The organism is Streptomyces sp. P5F9 (assembly GCF_057961495.1).
In genome coordinates, this window is record NZ_JBXVPZ010001017.1 from 1 (window position 1) to 717 (window position 717).

The window sequence follows — 717 nt, forward strand, 5'->3', positions numbered from 1 at the left end:
GCCCAATGGTCCCCGGCCCTACGGTCGTTGCTCGCCGACTCCCGGCAGGACGGCCCCGGCCGGGAGAACCTGTTCGGCACCCTCGCCCACCACCCGGTGCTGGCCCACGCCTGGCTCTCCCTCGCCCGTGTCCTCACCCACGAGGGCACCCTCGGCCACCGTGGACGCGAGTTGGTCGTGTTGCGGGTGGCGCATCGGCTCGACGCGCCCTACGTCCACGGTCGGCACCGGACCCCGGCCGCCGACGCGGGTCTGACGGCCGTGGAGATCGACGCGACGGCGGGCGACCTGGCTGTCCACCCCTGGCAGCCGGAGGACCGTGACCTCCTGGAGGCGGCCGACCTGCTGGCCGTCAACTCCGCCATCCCCGAGGGGCTTTGGGACCGCCTGGCCCGCGCCCTCAACCCCGGGCAGCTCGTCGAACTCCTGGTCCTGGCCGGCCAGACCGCCACCATGTGCACGACGCTCAACACCCTCCGCACCCCCTCCGACCGGCAGCCCTCGCTCACCGTGCTCCTGGACCGGGACCGCTGTCGCAGCGCGGGTCAGTGTGTCGGCGTCGCGCCCGAGGTGTTCGAGCAGGACGAGTCGGACGGCCGGGTCGCCCTGCTCGTACCGGAGCCGGACGCGCGGTACGCCGACGAGGTGCGCTTCGCCGCCGACCTGTGCCCCAGCGGGGCCATCACGCTCGTCGACCACGAGGAGACAGCCCACCCA

Annotated in this window: 1 protein-coding gene; it reads left to right on the forward strand. The window is 73.9% G+C overall.

Annotation, left to right across the window (positions count from 1 at the left end):
• The coding region (locus AC31A1_RS52175) for a ferredoxin (RefSeq protein WP_489660039.1) at window positions 1–717 on the forward strand (717 nt) is incomplete at both ends.